The sequence below is a fragment of the Vibrio sp. Y51_MX_L26 genome, from assembly GCF_024181935.1.
Classification (GTDB): domain Bacteria; phylum Pseudomonadota; class Gammaproteobacteria; order Enterobacterales; family Vibrionaceae; genus Vibrio; species Vibrio diabolicus.
On the sequence record NZ_JAMZAS010000003.1, the window covers coordinates 123594 to 140224 of the forward strand.

The following is a 16631-nucleotide window of genomic DNA, read 5'->3' on the forward strand; positions in this document are numbered from 1 at the left end:
TTAGCGACAAAGCAGCTTATTGTCTGTATTTAGAATCGTCGAAAGGGCTTTCTGATAAGACGCTTCTACGGTTTCCTTAGAGTTAGAACGAATGCCTAAGTACTCTAAACGACCATCTTCAATTCCGTATACCACGCCATGAATTTCAACATCTTGCCCACGCTCCCAAGCGTTTTGCAGGATGGTTGAGTTACCCAAGTTGTACACTTGCTCTGCGACATTAAGCTCGCCTAGTTTATCTGCTCGATCTTGCTGCGGCATTTGATCTAGGTAAGTGCGGTGTTTGAAATAGATATCTCTGATATGTAACAGCCAATTATTAATAAGACCTAGCTTAGGGTTATCAATGGCAGCGTTTACGCCACCACAGCCATAGTGTCCACAGACAATGATGTGCTTAACCTTAAGAACGTCTACGGCGTATTGAACGACGGACAGACAGTTGAGATCAGTATGGATGACTTGGTTTGCAACATTCCGATGAACGAATAGTTCACCCGAGTATAGTCCGGTTAGTCGCTCGGCAGGGACACGGCTATCAGAACAGCCAATCCAAAGAAAATCGGGCTTTTGACCCTCTGCGAGTTTTGCGAAGTATTCAGGTCGATCAGATTTGATCTCTTGAGACCATTTTGAATTGTTTTCAAATAACTGTTTAATTTCCGGCATCTTGCAAACTACTTCCCTTAAAAGACAAAAGCGCTGCCGCTTATATGAACATGCAAGCGATCAGTGTTGTAACTATACACAATGTTACAATTTCGATCCCGTTAAATATTCGTCAGACAGGACTCATCTGACTAGTTTTCATCAATAAAAACGTAAAATTAGGCCTAATTATTTGTGGTGTGAATTTAGCCTTAATCTATTTATGGTTTAAATTTTCGCCTGGCTCGTTAAAGTAATGACATTTTACTTTTTAAAATTGAATGCAGGGAAATCAGCAGTGTTCGGTAGTCGTTTTGAAGATATTAATTTCAAAGGGGATGTATTTGGCGGGGTAACCACGGCGATTATCTCTCTTCCTTTGGCGTTAGCGTTCGGTGTTGCATCCGGTGCAGGGGCAGAAGCAGGCCTCTGGGGCGCAATAATGGTCGGTCTGTTTGCTTCATTGTTTGGTGGTTCTAATACGTTAATATCAGAACCAACAGGGCCAATGACGGTAATCATGACCGCTGTGTTAACCAGTATGATGGCGAAGTATCCAGAAACGGGCATGGCCATGACCTTCACGGTTGTTATGATGGCTGGCGCGTTCCAAATCCTATTAGGGACGTTAAAACTGGGTAAATACGTTACCTTGATGCCTTATAGCGTGATTTCGGGCTTTATGTCAGGGATTGGCGTGATTCTTATCATTTTGCAGCTATCACCTTTGATGGGGCATGCTGCTCCTTCTGGAGGAGTGCTCGGAACATTATCTGCTTTGCCGGAGACCATTTCTAACCTCAAGTTCAGTGAACTGTTTTTAGGTCTACTGACTTTGGGGATTCTCTTTTTCTTCCCTAAGCAATATCGAAAATATATACCAGCGCAACTCGTGGCGTTGGTTGCGGTGACTTTATTGTCTGTGATGTTCTTCGATACGGAAGACATTCGTCGTATCGGTGAAATCCCGGCAGGATTGCCTTCTCTCGTTGCTCCTCATATTGATCCAGATATGTTTGTTGAGATGGTTATTGATGCGTTGGTGCTCGGCACCTTAGGTTGTATCGACACTTTGTTAACGGCGGTTATCGGTGACTCCTTGACTCGTAAAGAGCACGACTCAGACAAAGAACTGCGAGGCCAAGGTCTTGCCAACATGATCTCAGGCTTGTTTGGTGCACTACCTGGCGCGGGCGCAACGATGGGCACGGTGACTAACATTCAAGTTGGGGCTCGTTCGCCATTGTCCGGTGTGATTCGTGCACTTATGCTTGCATTGGTCGTATTGGTTGCGGGTGGATTAACGGAGCCGATCCCAATGGCTGTGTTGGCTGGCATTGCAGTATATGTCGGCTTTAACATTTTGGATTGGAGTTTTATTCAACGAGCACACAAGGTTAGCTTTTCCGGAATGGCGGTAATGTATGGCGTTATGTTGCTCACAGTGTTCGTTGATCTTATCGTTGCCGTGGGCTTGGGCGTCTTTATTTCCAACATTATTATCATTGAGCGTCTGAGCCGAGAGCAGGCGAGACAAGTGAAAGCGATCAGCGACGCGGATGAAGACGATGTGCCGCTAACTGACAGCGAGCGTGGCTTGCTTGATCGCGCCAATGGCAAAGTACTGTTCTTTTATCTTTCGGGCCCAATGATCTTCAGTGTTTCTAAGGCAATTTCACGCCAGCATTCCAGTATTTCGGATTATGATGTGATGATTCTCGATCTTACCGATGTACCTATGATTGATGTTACTGTCGGTTTAGCGTTAGAAAACGCGATTAAAGATGCGCTCGATGCTAATTGTGCCGTGTATTTGTTGTGTCCAAATGAGCGTACGCGAGAACAGCTAGAAAAGTTCCACGTTATTGATCTTGTCCCGAATGACAATATGTACCAATTCCGTTATGAAGCATTAAATGCGGCGGTAGCACATGTCGAGGCGGACCAGTATCAGCGTATAACGGCGTAATCACTCTGATCGTTAAAACGCAACAGCGCTCTGTTGCGTTTTTTATTCCCTAACTTTTCCTTACTTGCAGATAACCTTTACGTTGATAGGGACTATATTTCCAATATTATCGAAAGGTTTAATTGTAATCATCGTTATTCAACGATAAACTGATGGACCTCCAGTACAATACCCAAGGCGATTTCGTAGTAAACCGCTGATAAACATCGAGTCGGTATTAGTAATCACAAACAAACGGCAATCACGACCTTATGTACGCATTAGAAATTGAACAGCTGCGCAAGACGTATGCAGGTGGCTTTGAGGCGTTAAAAGGTATTAGTCTCCAAGTGAAAAAGGGTGACTTCTACGCGCTTCTGGGTCCCAATGGTGCAGGAAAATCGACCACGATCGGCATCATCTCTTCCTTAGTGAACAAAACTTCTGGGACGACGAAAGTTTTCGGTTATGACATTGATACCGACCTTGAGTTGGCCAAACAGAATTTAGGCTTGGTGCCACAAGAGTTCAACTTCAATCAGTTTGAAACTGTTGAACAAATCGTGATGCAGCAAGCGGGCTATTACGGTGTGTCTAAAGTATTAGCCAAAGAACGAGCTGAAAAGTACCTGAAAAAACTCGATTTATGGGAAAAACGTAAAGAGCGTGCCCGTAATTTATCTGGCGGGATGAAGCGCCGTTTGATGATCGCCCGAGCTTTGATGCACGAGCCGCAGTTGCTCATTTTGGATGAACCAACGGCTGGGGTGGACATTGAACTACGCCGCTCAATGTGGGAATTTCTGAAAGAGATCAACCAAGAGCAAGGGATTACGATTATTTTGACGACGCACTACCTAGAAGAAGCGGAGATGCTGTGTCGAAATATCGGCATTATTAACCGAGGTGAGTTGATCGAAAACACCACCATGAAGGCGTTGCTAGGTAAGTTAAGCGTCGAGACATTTATCCTAGACATTGAATCTGAAGGTGAGGTGCCTGAGCTTGAAGGCGTCAATCGACAAAGTATTGTTGATGGCTCTTTAGAGATAGAGCTAGATAAAAGCCAAGGATTGAATTCAGTGTTCAGTCAGTTAACAGAGCATGGTATTAGAGTTCTTTCAATGCGTAACAAAGCCAACCGACTGGAAGAGTTGTTTGTTAGCATTGTAAGAGAAGGGAGTAAGTAAATGTACGGTTTATATTGGACGGCATTTCGTAGCTTGCTGAGCAAAGAGATCACCCGTTTTACGCGCATTTGGGTGCAAACTTTAGTTCCGCCTGCAATCACAATGACACTGTATTTCATCATTTTCGGTAATCTTATTGGCTCTCGAATCGGTGAGATGAGCGGCTTTAGTTACATGGAGTACATAGTTCCAGGTTTGATCATGATGTCGGTGATCACCAATTCATACTCGAATGTGGCGTCTTCGTTCTTTAGTGCAAAACTACAGAAGAACATTGAAGAACTGCTGGTGGCACCAGTGCCAAATTACGTGATCATTGCTGGCTACGTAATGGGCGGTGTGACTCGAGGTTTGTTAGTAGGCGCTATTGTTACCTGTGTGTCTCTATTGTTTGTGGATCTGCAAGTTGAACACTGGGGCATTATTGTTGCGACCGTCTTCATGACATCCGTTGTATTTGCTCTAGGCGGACTGATCAATGCGGTCTATGCAAAAACGTTTGATGATATTTCGATCATTCCTACATTTGTGTTGACTCCGTTAACCTACTTGGGTGGTGTTTTTTATTCCATCAGCTTACTGCCTGAATTTTGGCAAGGTGTCTCTAAGATTAACCCAATCGTCTACATGGTGAATGCGTTCCGTTATGGTTTTTTAGGCGTATCGGATGTGGGTATTGTCACCTCATTCAGTGTGCTTGCGGTGTTTGTGATAGCGCTGTATGCCGTTGCTCATTACTTAGTAACGAAAGGTATTGGGCTAAGAAGCTAAGACTCTCCCACACAACAAAGAGCAGCGAATCATGCTGCTCTTTGGCATGCATAACAATACACTCCCATACAATCTTTCGGTTTTTATCATGTTAGGTTTCAATCATTTGTAATAAATGAGTGATCCTATGAATATTGTCCCGCCGCCGCCTTTCTCCTATCAGTTACTTAAGCCCAAGTATTGGTCTGTTTGGCTAGCATTTGGCTCTCTAGCGGTCATTGTAAATCTACTCCCTTACGTGGTGTTGAAAGTTTTAGGTAGAGGCATCGGTTGTATTGCGATGCATGTAATGAAGCGCCGACACAAGATCGCTCTGCGTAATCTCCAGCTGTGTTTCCCTGATTTTACGGATTGGCAATGTAAGGACGTAGTACGAAAAAACTTTCAATATACGGGAATGGCGATCATCGAAACGGGCATAGCCTGGTTTTGGCCAGATTGGCGGATACGTCGGATAACCGCTATTGTTGGGAAAGATCGTTTACTCGCTGAGGAAAAGAATGGGCGTGGTGTGTTGGTGGTGTGCAGTCACCATTTAAACTTAGAGATAACCGCTTGTATTTTTAGCCAGTTTGCCAAAGGTTACGGTGTGTATCGCCCAAATTCGAATCCTGCTTATGAGTTTATTCAACATCGAGGCCGAACTCGTTTTGGGCATCAAATGATTGATCGAAAAGACGTGAAATCAATGCTCAAAGTTCTGAAAAATGGTCATCGACTTTGGTATTTGCCCGACCATGATTATGGCGTCAACCATTCTGTTTTTGCGCCGTTCTTTGCTGTTGAACAAGCCGCGAGTACTTTGGGCTCTAGTGTGCTTATAGACGCAACAAAGTGTGCGGTCATATCTGGCGTCACAGTGAGCAAGAATCACCATTACACGTTATATATTGGAAAAGATATCAGTGAGCGTTTCGAGAGGCGTAATGCGATTAAAGCGGCAAGTATCTTGAACCAAGAGCTTGAGAAAATGATAAAACGTGATATTCCAGCGTGGATGTGGCTGCACAAGCGGTTTAAAACACGCCCTGAAGGGTTAGATTGCGTCTATACGTAGAACATAAAAAAGGTCGACTAAGAGTCGACCTTTTTACGTCTTGATGGCTCAGTGCTTACTCTGCGCTCTCTGAGTTTGTATTACTAGACTCTGCTTCTTCCTTCGCTTCGACAACCATATCTACCGTTTGGTTATCGATAAGACGAGCTTTGCCTAAGAACGCAGACATCAGAATGACGGCTTGTGTCGTTTCTGGCGTGATCACTTGTAAAGTACGAGCATCACGAATGAAGATCTCATCAGGATGCAAACCAGCAGCTCGCAGTTGGTCGCTCGCATCTTCGATGATCGATGCGTAGTCATCACGGCCGCCACGAATGGCACTACTGATCCAACGCATTGTACGAGCAAGTACTGGCGCACGCTGGCGCTCATCCAGCGTGAGTAAGCCATTGCGAGAGCTCATAGCTAACCCGTCCATTTCACGTACGGTTGGTACACCGATGATTTCAATGTCCATTGCTAGGTCATCAACCATCTTGCGGATAACAGCAAGTTGTTGGAAGTCCTTCTCGCCGAAGCACGCGACATCCGGTTGTACGATGTTAAACAGCTTATTCACAATCGTCGTCACGCCACGGAAATGACCTGGTCGAGACGCGCCTTCGAGAATTGTTGATAGGCCAGGGACATCGACGAAGGTTTGCTTATCCAGACCTTCTGGGTAGATAACTTCTGGTGTTGGCGTAAATACCACATCGACCCCTTCAGAGGTTAACTTGCTTAAGTCTTCCTCTAGCGTGCGTGGGTAATTATTTAAATCGTCTGCACGATCAAACTGCATCGGATTAACAAAGATGCTTACGACAACGATATCAGCGTATTCGCGTGCTTTACGCACTAAAGTTAAGTGACCTTCGTGAAGGTTGCCCATGGTTGGGACAAACGCAATTTTACGACCTTCACGTTTAAAGGTTTTAAGGTGTTCACGAACTGCTGAGATTTCCGCAAAAGTATGCATGCATTTATCCTCTAGGCAATGGTATGAGCGTCGTCTGGGAATACACCGTTGGCTACATCTTCAATGTATTTAGCAACGGCTTTGCGCATATCACCTGTTTCAGCAAGAAAGTTTTTGGAGAATTTCGGCATGTAGTTGGCAGAGATACCGAACATATCATGCATCACGAGAATTTGACCATCTGTCACGTTACCAGCTCCAATACCGATAACAGGCACGTCGAGCACTTGCGTAATACGCTCAGCAAGCTCAGCAGGCACGCACTCTAGTAAGACGATTTGAGCGCCTGCTTCTTGCAGTGCTAACGCATCTTTCACCATGCGGTCCGCTTTTTCTTGATCGCGACCTTGGACTTTGTAACCACCAAAAATATTCACGGCTTGAGGAGTTAAACCAAGGTGAGCACAAACTGGAACCGAGCGTTCAGTGAGCATTTTTACAGTGTCTACTAGCCAGTCACCACCTTCAATTTTCACCATATTGGCACCCGCACGCATCAGTGTAGCCGCATTTTCGCAAGCTTGCTCTGGCGTGGTGTAGCTCATGAATGGCATGTCAGCCATCAACAAACAATTTGGGCTACCTGCGCGTACGCAACGAGTATGGTAAGCGATATCATCGACCGTTACTGGCAGAGTATCGTTGTGACCTTGCAAAACCATACCTAGAGAATCACCAACAAGAAGTACTGGCATTTCTTGGCTTTCAAACAGTTGGGCAAAGCTCGCATCATAAGCGGTTGAAGTAGCAAATTTACGACCTTCTTGCTTCCACTTGATTAGGTCGTTGATGGTCATTTTTTTCATGGTTTTATCCTTACTAGGAGTTGGCTATGACTGCCAGATACTGAGGCCGTTTCTATCTACTTGTTCCAGTAGTTCAGAGACCTCGGTCCCATCGGGGAGTTGTAAACTTGGTGCAATTTCCGCAAGAGGGTAGAGTACGAATTCACGCTCTTTCATTCCATAATGAGGAACGATCAGCCTCTCGGAATTAATCACCTCATTGCCATAAAGAACAATGTCGAGGTCCAAGGTTCTTGGTCCCCAACGTTCGTCTTTACGGACACGCCCTTGTTCTTGCTCAATGGCTTGCGTGCAATCGAGCAACTCAAGAGGCGTCAAACTGGTGTTAATCGACACAACCGCATTGATGTAATCCGGTTGGTTTTGTGGTCCCATTGGCGTGCTGCTGTATAGCGAAGAAGCCTGAACAAACTCTGATTTAGGCAGCGTTTTTAACGCTTCAATCGCTTGCTTCGCTTGGCTGACAGGATCAGCCAAGTTACTGCCTACCGCAATGTACGCTGTGATCATGACTTAGGCTTACTCTTTTTCTTGCGATAGGTTTTACGGCGGCGCTGACCACTCTTCGGTGATTGACCGTCTAGGTCGGCAGCCATTGCTTGACGCATTTCTCGGCCTGCATTTTGGAAAGTTTCCCACCACTTGGCAAGCTTCTGAGTGTCACCACCTTCAATTTCACCGCGCATTTCAAGAAAATCAAAGCCAGCTCTAAATTTATTGAGCTCCATCAGGCGGAATGCACGTTTACCGTTGCGTCGTGGAAGACGAAGCTGTAACTGCCAAATCTCGCGAATGGTTGCGGTGTGGCGTCTTGGGATGGCAATTGTACGAACTTGCTCATCAAGAATGATGTTACTCGCTTCCATAATGGCGTCGTAATGGCCTAGGTTGCGCTCTTCCATCAGCTCATCGGCTTTCGCACACAGTGGATACCACAGCATTGCAGCAAACATAAATGCTGGGTTGATGCGTTTCCCATCTTCGATGCGCATGTCAGTAGAATCCAACACGAGATCCAACATCTGCTCAGTGTGAGAGGAGTAATCTTCTGTAAAGTGCGCTGCAATCGTCGGGAATAGTTGCTGGAATAGGTTGTACTCACGCAGTAGGTGGTAGGTTTCTAAGCCATGACCGGATTGCAATAATTTGAGTGACTCTTCAAAAAGACGCGCTGACGGAATGTCACCGAGCAACGGTGCCATGTGTTCGATTGGCGCTGCGGTGTCTTCTTCAATATCAAAGTCTAGTTTTACCGCGAAACGAACCGCACGCAGCATGCGCACTGGGTCTTCACGATAGCGTGTTTCTGGATCACCAATCAGTCGAATTAGGCGATCTTCTAAATCTTCAATACCACGTGCGTAGTCGTGAATCGAGTAATCCGCGATGTTGTAGTACATCGAGTTAATCGTGAAATCACGGCGCTCAGCATCTTCATCGATGGTGCCGTAGACATTGTCCCGCAGCAGCATTCCTTCTTTCGATTGCTGAGAGATGCTCTTATTCTTTTGCTCTTGGTGGTGACCACGGAATGTCGCAACCTCAATGATGTCTCGGCCAAACATAATGTGAGCCAAGCGGAAGCGGCGACCAATCAAACGGCAGTTACGAAATAGCTGTTTGATCTGTTCCGGCGTTGCGTTGGTCGCAATGTCAAAATCTTTTGGTTTCTGTCCAAGCAGTAAGTCTCGAACCCCGCCACCCACAAGAAAAGCATCGAAACCAGCACCATTTAGGCGGTACAGTACCTTCAGTGCATTATCACTGATCTGCTTACGCGAAATGTTGTGCTCTTCACGAGTTATTACATTGAGAGCGAGCTCTGGAATAGTGGCAGGTTCGCTTGGTGTATAGTCGTTTGTATTCATGTACATCTGGCAATAACTGGGTTTAGTCCAATCTTGCTTTGGTTAGTTTTTGCGCCTCTAGGGCCTAATTTGCGGCTAATGATAGCCTACACAATGCCATTTGAGAATCACGGTGTGATCTCGATCTCTGTTGGAAGCTGTTCCAAGCGCCAGTTTTCGCAGCCCCAACGAAGAATCTCTTCTATGTTGGCCGCTTTTATGGCTTCCGGTATCTCGAAGCCCAAAAATGTCATGGCGCGTAATAGAGTAGGCTTTGGTGTCTCTATATCAATAGCCGTCGCGTGATTTTGTTTCGACAGTTTATTGCCGTTGTTGTCCATCGCCAATGGTAAATGCAAGTAGCTGACTTCAGGCTGCCCAAGTATCTGGTACAGACTGATTTGACGCCCTGTTGGCTCGATTAAGTCTGCACCACGCACGACTTCGGTGACGCCTTGGTCGATGTCGTCCAATACTACCGCAAGATTATAAGCAAATAATCCATCTCGACGTTTAATAATGAAATCTTCATTAACGAGTTGCTCTGGAATCTTAATTGTTCCACGCTTCTGATCGAAGAAATGAGCGACAGGCTTGGTCATTTTTAGGCGAATCGCGCCGTCTTTCAAGTTTTTATCGCGGCAAGTGCCAGGATAAAACCCGCCATGCTCTTTAATTTGCTTTCGAGTACATTGGCAATAATAGGCCTCACCATTTTCGAGCCATGTGTTTATTTGGGCTTGGTAAAGGTCATGACGTTCACTCTGGTATACCACCTCTCCATCCCAATGCAGCTGGTAGGCTTTGAGCGCATCTAGGATTAGTTGCGCCGCACCTGGCATTTCTCTTGGTGGGTCCAAGTCCTCAATACGTACTAACCAGGTTCCGTTGTGTGCTTTCGCTTGAAAATAGCTGCCAAGAGCGGCAATCAGTGAACCAAAATGTAAAGGACCAGAAGGAGATGGGGCGAATCGACCTACATAGCGTGTCATGCGTGTATCTCGAATTTAGTAAACAAATGGGATGCAAAGGTAGTCAAAACAAAAAGGGAGCCTGAGCTCCCTTCAATAATCATAATGCTTGGTTGATTAACCTTGCATTTGCTTCTCTTTGATTTCTGCAAGTGTTTTACAGTCAATACATAGGTCAGCGGTTGGACGTGCTTCAAGACGGCGAACGCCAATCTCTACGCCACAAGACTCACAGAAGCCAAAATCGTCTTCTTTGATTTTATCCAAAGTCTTTTCAATCTTCTTGATCAAACGGCGTTCGCGGTCGCGGTTACGCAGTTCTAGGCTGAACTCTTCCTCTTGAGAGGCGCGGTCAACTGGATCTGGGAAGTTTGCTGCTTCGTCCTGCATGTGGTGAACGGTACGATCCACTTCAGCTCTCAGCTGGTCGCGCCAAGCTGTTAAGATTTTCGTAAAGTGTTCAACCTGCTCTGGTGACATGTACTCTTCACCAGGTTTTTCCTGATATGGCTCCACGCCGGCAATGGCTAGGATGCCTATCGTTTTCTTCTTTGATTCTGGCATACAGCATCTCCTACTTACACCTAGTCAACTGCTACGCAGTCAATTTAAGGCGGGTATCTATAGCAAAAAGAGGCGGTGCAAGCAAATACTGAATCGCAAAGTTATCGTCAATGTGAAGACGACATCATTTTTTCTCTTAATTGATAAAATCAATAGCGGAAATCAGCTTCATTCCAGTATCGCTCAGTTCAGCTTTGTAGCAGAGAACTTCCACTCCAGCGTCTTGTGCTTGTTTGAGTAATAGTGAATATTTCGCGTCTATATGGTGCGCCGCGGATACTTTTTCAATACCTGAATGTAAAACAGTGAATAAAAGTATGGCTCTACTTCCATTTTGTGCCATTTCTGTGAGCTCTCTCAGGTGCTTTTGTCCCCGAGTCGTGACCGCATCTGGGAAGTATCCTTGTCCAGTAGAGTCGGTCTCATCAAGAAGAGTGACGCTTTTCACTTCTATATAGCACTTTGGCTTGTTGTCTGCGCTGAGCAAGATATCAATTCGGCTATTTTCATTACCGTATTTCACCTCAGTTTGAAGTGTGTCATAACCACAAAGCTCTGAAATGACATTATTTTCAATAGCCTCAACGGCTAATTGGTTGGCGCGCGCGGTATTGATACAAATGCGGTGGCCTTGTTCGGTTTCACTCAACTCCCAACTATTGGGATATTTTCGTTTCGGGTTGTCGGAAGTGGAAAACCAAACTTTGTTTCCGGGTGTCGCACAACCTGTCATAGCGCCAGTGTTTGCGCAGTGGATAGTACGAACTTCACCGGTATCGAGTTCGATATCGGCAAGAAAGCGTTTATAGCGTTTGAGTAGAGTGGCGGACTCTAAAGCGGGTGTGAAATGCATTTGCTTATTTAGACAAAAATTTTTTTATGTACAATGTTGCCACCATTACACCACAAGGTATTTCCTTTGTCACAATTGCCGATTGAAGCCGTGATGCCTGAGTTGCTGACGGCGGTCAAAAATCAACATCAAGTGATCTTAAAAGCGGCGCCTGGTGCCGGTAAGTCGACTTACTTCCCTTTGCAATTACTCTTAAATCATTCGGTTGCTGGCAAAATCATCATGCTCGAACCAAGACGACTCGCGGCGCGTAACATTGCCCGTTATCTTGCTGAGCAATTGGGAGAACAAGTTGGTCAACGCGTGGGTTATCGAGTTCGCGGCGAGGCAAAGGTAAGTTCTGCAACGCAGTTGGAGATCGTGACTGAAGGGATCATGACTAGGATGATTCAAACTGACCCTGAACTGGATGGTGTTGATCTGCTGATCTTTGATGAGTTTCATGAACGCAGCATTCATGCCGATACCGCTTTGGCATTCAGTTTAGAAGTTCAAGAGGCATTGCGAGACGATCTCAAGCTGGTGGTAATGTCGGCAACGCTTGATCAACAAGCCTTACTGTCGTTGTTGCCGGAAGCCAGTTACATTGAATCAGAAGGACGCAGTTTCGACGTAGAAATGCGTTACCAACCGTTAGGTGTGAATGATCATTTACCTACGAGTATGGCAAAAACAATAGAAAGTCTTATGAACAAAGAGTCCGGCTCTTTGTTGGCTTTCCTACCGGGCGTTGGGGCCATTAAACAAGTCGAAGAACGTTTATCTCATTTGGCGGATGATATTGAAGTGTGTCCGCTTTATGGGCAACTGAGCTTTACTGAGCAACAAAAAGCCATCACGCCGGCAGAACACGGCAAGCGTAAAGTCGTACTCGCGACCAACATCGCAGAAACTTCACTGACGATTGAAGGCATTCGCCTTGTGGTTGATTCTGGGTTAGAGCGTATTGCCCGGTTTGATTTGAAAAACGGTTTAACACGCTTAGAGCAAACACGCATTGCACAGTCTTCAGCGATTCAGCGTGCAGGACGAGCGGGACGAATAGAAGAGGGCATTTGCGTTCGCCTCTATTCTGAAAGCCAGTTCAAGCAACAGCCGCAGGTTTCTCAACCCGAAATTTTGCATTCCGATCTATCGAGCTTAGTCATGGAGCTGGCCTTTTGGGGAGCGAGTGATATCCACGCTCTCAAGTGGCTTGATGTTCCCGCTAATGCGTCATTGGAACAAGCGAAGCAGCTATTGGTGTCATTGGGACTACTGACGGAAAAAGGGCAATTAACGTCCGAAGGAAAACAGGCGCATGAACTAGGCGTTGAGCCTCGTGCCGCTGCGATGCTAATTAAAGCGCAATCTTACAGTGATAAGATGTTAAATGCTGCTTTGGCGGCGGTCGCACTGATTGAAGAGCCAGAGAGAAACGTTACCAATATCGCTCATAGCTTGCATCGTTGGCTTGTTGGTACTCATCCAAAAAAGTCGCTGTTGTTCAAGCGTGCTCAATCTCTAGCGTACAAATTGGATACGGTATTTGACCTGAAAGGCGTGGATGAAGAAGCATTACCGCTGGTGTTAAGTTTGGCATTTCCAGATCGCATTGCGCAGCAGCGCACAAATCAATTTGGGCGATTTACTTTGGCTAATGGTCATGGTGCAGAATGTCGTCAGGAAGACATGCTAGGTGGCTGTGAGTATTTGGTTGCCGTTGACTTAATGCGTTCTCATTCTAACTCCAGTCAAATTCATTCGGCATGTGAATTGGATGTTAATATATTGCGAGCGACCTTTGAAGCGCTATTTTCGTCTGAAGAAGTTGTAGACTGGGATGAAAAAAGAGGGCGTCTAATGGCTGAGCGACAAACAAAACTCGGTCAGCTGGTGGTTGAACGCGAGCCTTTGCCAAGCCCTGGCAAAGAAAAAATGACACAAGCTTTACTCACGTATGTCCGCCGCCAGGGCTTACAGAGTCTAAACTGGACACCGGCAGCGGAGAGCTTGTTGGCTCGGATTCGTTGTGCGGTGGAATGGTTACCCGAGCAATCATGGCCAATGTTTGATGAAGCCAGTTTGTTGGATTCATTAGAAGAGTGGTTAGAGCCGTACATGACGTCCGTCAGTTCGGTTAACAATTTGAGCAAGATAAACTTGGTCGAAGCGCTGAACGCTCGATTAGGTTGGCCACTCAATCAACAACTGGATGAATGGTTACCAGAGCATTACCAACTGCCTACAGGTTCAAAGAAGCGTATCCGTTACCAGTATGGCCATGAGCCGAAACTATCGGTGCGTATGCAAGAGGTATTTGGTGAGAGTGGCTCTCCTACGGTAGCACTTGGTCGTAAGCGTTTGGTGCTTGAACTGCTTTCGCCGGCACAACGTCCGCTGCAAGTGACGTCTGACTTGGCGGCTTTCTGGAACGGAAGCTATAAAGACGTTCAAAAAGAGATGAAAGGGCGCTACCCAAAACACGTTTGGCCAGATGACCCTGCCAATCATGTAGCAACTACGAAAACAAAAAGACAATTGAATAATGACTAACAGCAAGAAGCCTAGCGCGAAAAAAGCGCCAGCGAAGAAAAGTACAACCAATAAAGGAACGACAAAACCGACTCGACGCACACCGAGTAAAAAGCCGACTAACAAGAAACGTTCGTGGCTGAAAGTTTTGTGGTCATTTAGCTGGAAAGCCGGTGTTGCGCTTGCCGCTGTTTTGCTGTTTGTGGGTATTTATTTAGATAGTGTTGTGAAAGAGCGCTTTGAAGGCCAGCTGTTTGAACTGCCAACGGTGGTTTATGCTCGCATCTTGAACTTAAATCCGGGTGAAAATATCACTATTCAAGAACTGCGTAACGAGCTGGATGTACTGAATTACCGTAAGGTAAGTCAGCCTCGCTATCCTGGTGAGTACTCTTCTTCTTCCACTCGTATTGAGCTGATCCGTCGTCCATTTGAATTTGCCGATGGTCCTGAACCGGATCGTCACGTGATGCTCCATTTTTCAGATTCTGGCTTACAGCGTATTCAGTCTTTAGAGTCCCGAGGCGATCTTGGTTACTTACGCTTAGAGCCTAAGATGTTGGGGATGCTGGAGAAAGATCAAGATGAGCAGCGTCTATTCTTGCGTCGTGATCAGTTCCCGGAAATTTTAGTTGATGCACTGCTTGCGACCGAAGACCGGGATTTTTATCAACACGATGGGGTGTCTCCACTCGCGATTGCACGAGCAATGGTTGCAAACATTAAAGCGGGTCGTACTGTTCAAGGTGGTAGTACGCTAACTCAGCAGTTGGCGAAAAACCTTTTTTTGACCCGTGATAAAACGCTGTGGCGCAAAGTTAGAGAAGCGTATATCGCGTTAATTTTGGATTACCGTTACAGCAAAGATCGTATTTTGGAAGCCTACCTTAACGAAGTGTATCTAGGGCAAAGTGGTGGTGAAGCGATCCACGGGTTTGGCTTGGCATCGCGTTATTACTTTGGACAACCGATCCAAGAGCTGCGAATCGATCAACTGGCGATGTTAGTTGGGATGGTAAAAGGACCGTCTTACTACAACCCAATTCGTTACCCCGAGCGCACGAAAGAGCGCCGCGATCTTGTATTACGTTTGTTGATGCAGCAAAACATGCTGACTTCAGAGCAGTATGAGCAAGCCGTCAGTCGTTCGCTTGATACGCAGAGCAAACCACGTATCGCGAGCCGTCAGCCCGCTTATTTCCAGCAATTGAGCATTGAATTGAAAGAAAAAGTGGGGGAGCGATTTAAAGCGGAAACCGGACTGCGCGTGTTTACGTCTCTGGATCCGGTATCGCAAAGCAAAATGGAGCAAGCCATCGCGAAAAAGATCCCGGAGCTAGCTAAACGAGGCGGTAAAGAATTAGAAGCCGCAGCAGTTGCGGTTGATCGTCATAGTGGTGAAATCCGTGCCATGGTTGGCGGTAAACGTGTTGGTTATGAAGGTTTTAACCGCGCGCTCAATGCCAGTCGTCCAATTGGTTCTCTAGTTAAACCAGCGATTTACTTGACGGCTCTAGAACAACCGGAAAAATATAACCTAGGCACGACGCTGCACGACACGCCGCTAAGCCTGAAAAGCAGTAAAGGTAATGTATGGACACCGCGTAACTACGACCGAAAATACCGTGGTGATGTGCCACTCTACATTGCTTTAGCGAAGTCACTCAACGTGCCAACGGTGCGCTTAGGCATGGCGCTTGGTATCCCAGAAGTATCCGATACTTTAGAGCGTTTGGGCGTCAACAAAGACGAAATCCGCCCAGTGCCTTCGATGTTTTTGGGCTCGTTTTCTTTGACGCCGTTTGAAGTCGCGCAGATGTATCAGACACTGACGAACTCAGGCAAACGTGCGAAACTGACCGCTCTGCGTTCAGTGATGGATATGGAAGGTAATGTGCTGTATCAATCCTTGCCTCGTTCATCAAGAGCCGTGGATGAGCAAGCAGCATGGCTAACGACCTACGCGATGAAACAGGGGGTTGCTCAAGGTACAGGCCGCTTCTTACAAAGCCAGTTTGGTTGGGCTGCACTGGCAGGAAAAACGGGTACCAGTAACGATAACCGCGATAGCTGGTTTGTCGGTGTTGATGGCCGTGAAGTGACGACAATTTGGCTAGGCCGCGACGATAACAAACCGGTTCATCTAACGGGATCGAGCGGTGCATTACGAGTGTACGCAGAGTATTTGAAGCAACGCATTCCTGAGCGTTTAGAGCTTCCATGGCCAAGAGAGATCACCACGTTAGGATTTAAGCCGACATCAGATGGTGGTTTAGAAATGAACTGTCGTAGTGATTACAAACTGCCAGTTTGGGATAAAACGGGTCAAATAAAGCAGCAGTGTGAGAAGAAATCAAACTGGCTTAACAGCTTATTTGATTGGTAGCATCGCCAAATCAACAACATTAGCTTGTCTCTCTGGTCAATTCTTAGTACATATTAGGGCGTGTTAGTGCGGTGCTGCTAGCACGCCCTACTTGATAAGAAATTCAACAAAGGAA

At 46.2% G+C, this 16631-nt stretch carries 14 protein-coding genes; 6 read left to right on the forward strand and 8 right to left on the reverse strand.

Annotation, left to right across the window (positions count from 1 at the left end):
• Positions 1-669 carry a carbonate dehydratase gene (gene can / locus NL645_RS09260; RefSeq protein ID WP_005379996.1) on the reverse strand — a complete coding sequence of 223 codons (669 nt, stop codon included), beginning with the start codon at positions 667-669 and terminating at the stop codon, positions 1-3.
• A 277-nt stretch (positions 670-946) separates the two neighbouring features.
• Here can and NL645_RS09265 point away from each other — a divergent pair, with 277 nt between their 5' ends.
• From NL645_RS09265 to NL645_RS09280, 4 genes are all read left to right on the forward strand, one after another.
• Positions 947-2617, forward strand: a complete 1671-nt coding sequence (locus tag NL645_RS09265) for a SulP family inorganic anion transporter (protein ID WP_124008500.1) — start codon at positions 947-949, stop codon at positions 2615-2617.
• A 251-nt stretch (positions 2618-2868) separates the two neighbouring features.
• A complete protein-coding gene (locus NL645_RS09270; protein WP_047008973.1) occupies positions 2869-3786 on the forward strand; it encodes an ABC transporter ATP-binding protein in 918 nt (305 codons plus the stop codon).
• Complete coding sequence (locus NL645_RS09275) at positions 3787-4557, forward strand: ABC transporter permease (RefSeq protein WP_005396714.1); 771 nt, start codon at positions 3787-3789, stop codon at positions 4555-4557.
• Between the two features lie 127 nt (positions 4558-4684).
• Complete coding sequence (locus NL645_RS09280; protein ID WP_253651609.1) at positions 4685-5614, forward strand: Kdo(2)-lipid IV(A) acyltransferase; 930 nt, start codon at positions 4685-4687, stop codon at positions 5612-5614.
• A gap of 55 nt (positions 5615-5669) precedes the next feature.
• On the opposite strand, the gene panC is transcribed toward NL645_RS09280, so the two are convergent.
• From panC to sfsA, 7 genes are all read right to left on the reverse strand, one after another.
• Complete coding sequence (gene panC, locus NL645_RS09285; RefSeq protein WP_253651610.1) at positions 5670-6575, reverse strand: pantoate--beta-alanine ligase; 906 nt, start codon at positions 6573-6575, stop codon at positions 5670-5672.
• Positions 6576-6586: 11 nt separating this feature from the next.
• Positions 6587-7381, reverse strand: coding sequence for a 3-methyl-2-oxobutanoate hydroxymethyltransferase (panB, locus tag NL645_RS09290; RefSeq protein ID WP_005396718.1), 795 nt, complete (start codon positions 7379-7381; stop codon positions 6587-6589).
• A gap of 24 nt (positions 7382-7405) precedes the next feature.
• Positions 7406-7891 (reverse strand): 2-amino-4-hydroxy-6-hydroxymethyldihydropteridine diphosphokinase, encoded by a 486-nt coding sequence (folK, locus tag NL645_RS09295; RefSeq protein ID WP_048625962.1) that lies wholly within the window; start codon positions 7889-7891, stop codon positions 7406-7408.
• Positions 7888-9255, reverse strand: a complete 1368-nt coding sequence (gene pcnB, locus NL645_RS09300; RefSeq protein WP_253651611.1) for a polynucleotide adenylyltransferase PcnB — start codon at positions 9253-9255, stop codon at positions 7888-7890. The genes folK and pcnB overlap by 4 nt, the downstream gene beginning before the upstream one ends.
• Before the next feature lie 101 nt (positions 9256-9356).
• A complete protein-coding gene (gluQRS, locus tag NL645_RS09305; protein ID WP_046875072.1) occupies positions 9357-10220 on the reverse strand; it encodes a tRNA glutamyl-Q(34) synthetase GluQRS in 864 nt (287 codons plus the stop codon).
• Positions 10221-10316: 96 nt separating this feature from the next.
• Positions 10317-10763: an RNA polymerase-binding protein DksA gene (gene dksA / locus NL645_RS09310; RefSeq protein WP_005386584.1), complete on the reverse strand. Its 447-nt coding sequence runs from the start codon at positions 10761-10763 to the stop codon at positions 10317-10319.
• Positions 10764-10899: 136 nt separating this feature from the next.
• Entirely contained in the window at positions 10900-11616 is a 717-nt protein-coding gene (gene sfsA, locus NL645_RS09315; protein WP_006743318.1) for a DNA/RNA nuclease SfsA, read from the reverse strand.
• 66 nt (positions 11617-11682) lie between these two features.
• Here sfsA and hrpB point away from each other — a divergent pair, with 66 nt between their 5' ends.
• Positions 11683-14151, forward strand: a complete 2469-nt coding sequence (gene hrpB, locus NL645_RS09320; protein WP_253651612.1) for an ATP-dependent helicase HrpB — start codon at positions 11683-11685, stop codon at positions 14149-14151.
• Positions 14144-16516: a penicillin-binding protein 1B gene (mrcB, locus tag NL645_RS09325; RefSeq protein ID WP_253651613.1), complete on the forward strand. Its 2373-nt coding sequence runs from the start codon at positions 14144-14146 to the stop codon at positions 16514-16516. The genes hrpB and mrcB overlap by 8 nt, the downstream gene beginning before the upstream one ends.
• Positions 16517-16631 lie beyond the last annotated feature (115 nt).